Genomic DNA, 2,246 nt, shown 5'->3' with positions numbered 1-2,246 from the left:
TGCTCATCCTGATCGCGCTCGGCATCCTGAGCTGCTTCGTGGTGTTCTCCGCGGCCGATCGCGTCTCCCGCTGGCTCGGCGTGACCGGCAACGTGGTGCTGACCCGCCTGCTCGGCGTCATCCTGGCAGGCCTCGCGGTCCAGTTCATCATCGACGGCGTGCTGGCCCTGGTCCGGGGATCGGCGGCCTAAACCTTTATCGCAACGTCTCCAGCAGGCGCGCCATGAGCTTCTGCCTTGGTGCGATGGAGGAGATCAGGCCGTATTCCTGGAGGGTATGCGCCCCGTCGCCGTCGATGCCGAGGCCGTCGAGGGTCGGGATGCCCAGCGCCGCCGTGAAATTGCCATCCGAGCCGCCGCCGACCCGGGGCGCGGAGACGAGGTCGAAGCCGATCTCGGCGGCCAGGGACTTGGCGTGGTCGAACAGCTTCGCGGTCGCCTCGGTCCTCTCGTAGGGTGGCCGATTCATGCCGCCGGTGACCGAGAGCTTGAAATCCGGGTTGGAGGATGTCAGCCCGAGGATCGCGGCCGTCACGGCCGCGCCGTCCGCCACCGTCTCGACGCGCAGGTCCACCGGGAAACGGCAATGCTGCGGGATGGTGTTCACCGCCGTGCCGCCGGACACCATGCCGACCGTGGTGGTGACCCCGCGCCCGTAATCCGTCAGGGCCTCGATGGCGAGGATCTGCCGGGCGGCCTCGTAGACGGCATTGCGCCCTTCCTTATGGCGCGATCCCGCATGGGCCGGGCGGCCCTCCACATGCACGTCGAAGCGCCCTACCCCCTTGCGGGCCGTCACGATCTGGCCGCCGTCGCGGGCCGGTTCCGTCACGAGCGCATAGGCCGAGCGACGGCCGAGATCCTCGATCATCGGGCGGGTGATCGGCGAGCCTATCTCCTCGTCCGGCGTCACCAGGAACACCATGGGCCGCGCCGCCGTGCCCTTGCGGGCGACCTCCTTGAAGGCCTCGAGTGCGAACCAGGCTCCGCCCTTCATGTCGTAGATGCCGGGGCCGTAGAGGCGATCGCCCTCGATCCGCAGCTTCAGGTCGTTGTCGATCGTGCCGACGGGATGCACCGTATCGAGATGCGACATGACCAGGGTGCCTGGCTCGGACGTCTGCGGCCCGGCACGCAGCACGAGAACGTCGCCCAATCCCTCCGTGCCCGGGAGCCGCTCGACCGCCACGGGGGCGTCCTGCATCTGGGCGACGACGAGGTCCATCATCAGGTTGACGCCGGCCCGATCATGGGTCGGGCTTTCGGTGCGGATCCAGGTGAAGAGCGCGTCGAGGGAGGGCGAGGAGGAGGTCATGATACCTTCGTCTTCGAATGATGGTGCCTGCTGGCTAACCATTCCTCGCCCGAAACATCAAGCCTGAGATTTCCCCCGTGCGGTCCTGGTCGCTACTGGGCTACGGCCATATGACGCGGAATTCCGGCATGAGGCCGCGCCTGCCGGAACGGCCCCGTTTCCCGCATTCTGCTTCTCGTTCGAGGTGGTTTCAGTGCTGCGCCACATTGAGCGGAATCGACAGCAGGACATTCCCTGCCTCGTCGACGACTTCGAGGTTCCAGCCGCGCCAATCGACCTCGTCGGCCTCGCCTTCCTGCCTCAATTCCTGAATGGCTTTCAGGGCTTGGTAATGGGCAGCTTCAACATCCGAGACTTCGATTCCTGCCTCGTCGATGATCCGTTCGTGCGTGTGCACAAGATGAAAGTAACAGTGCACGACAGGACAATCCCGGAATTCTTCACTCAACAGCCGAGCCGCAGCGGCCCCGGAAAATCTACCGCTAGATGAGCAGCTTCCATCATGTAACGCAAGGTAAGTTTTCAGCTTTACACTCTGCCTGAGGCGCATACCGGAGAATTGTCCCGGAATGCGCAGGCGATCCGCCCGAACCGTTTAAGGATGCCTTTCCCAGAGGCATGAAGGGTTCCCGGCGACCTCCAAGCCGGGCATTGCCGGCATGAAGGGCCACCCGGTTCGATGGCCCTCCGTTGTGTTGTCCATCTTGCCACCGCTTCGACGGCAGATGGGAGGTCGCCCGGAGACAGGTTCTAGAACGGGATGTCGTCGTCGAGGTCGTTGTAGCGGGAGCCGCCTCCACCTCCACCGCCACTGCCGCCGCCGCCGAAGGACGGAGCGGGCCGCCGGTCCTGCGACGGGGACGAGCGCCCGAAATCACCGCCGCGGCTGATCTGACCCGGCTCCTCGTCGCCGTACTCGGACGCGCCGCCGC

Annotated in this window: 2 protein-coding genes and 2 pseudogenes (1 of these 4 running past the window's edge); 1 reads left to right on the top strand and 3 read right to left on the bottom strand. The window is 65.7% G+C overall.

The window, feature by feature from the left end:
• Positions 1-191, top strand: a pseudogene (locus OC446_RS28925) (MarC family protein) (it extends 418 nt beyond the left edge of the window).
• Between the two features lie 4 nt (positions 192-195).
• On the opposite strand, the gene OC446_RS28920 reads toward OC446_RS28925, so the two are convergent.
• The 3 genes and pseudogenes from OC446_RS28920 to OC446_RS28910 all read right to left on the bottom strand — a co-directional run.
• A complete protein-coding gene (locus OC446_RS28920) occupies positions 196-1,314 on the bottom strand; it encodes a M20 family metallopeptidase (protein ID WP_262032377.1) in 1,119 nt (372 codons plus the stop codon).
• 190 nt (positions 1,315-1,504) lie between these two features.
• Positions 1,505-1,762, bottom strand: coding sequence for a DUF6894 family protein (locus OC446_RS28915; protein ID WP_262032376.1), 258 nt, complete (start codon positions 1,760-1,762; stop codon positions 1,505-1,507).
• Positions 1,763-2,064: 302 nt separating this feature from the next.
• A pseudogene (locus tag OC446_RS28910) lies at positions 2,065-2,246 on the bottom strand (single-stranded DNA-binding protein); the annotation flags it as partial.

This window comes from Microvirga sp. Mcv34 (genome assembly GCF_024519725.1).
Classification (GTDB): domain Bacteria; phylum Pseudomonadota; class Alphaproteobacteria; order Rhizobiales; family Beijerinckiaceae; genus Microvirga.
This window is presented reverse-complemented; position numbering and strand designations above follow the sequence as displayed.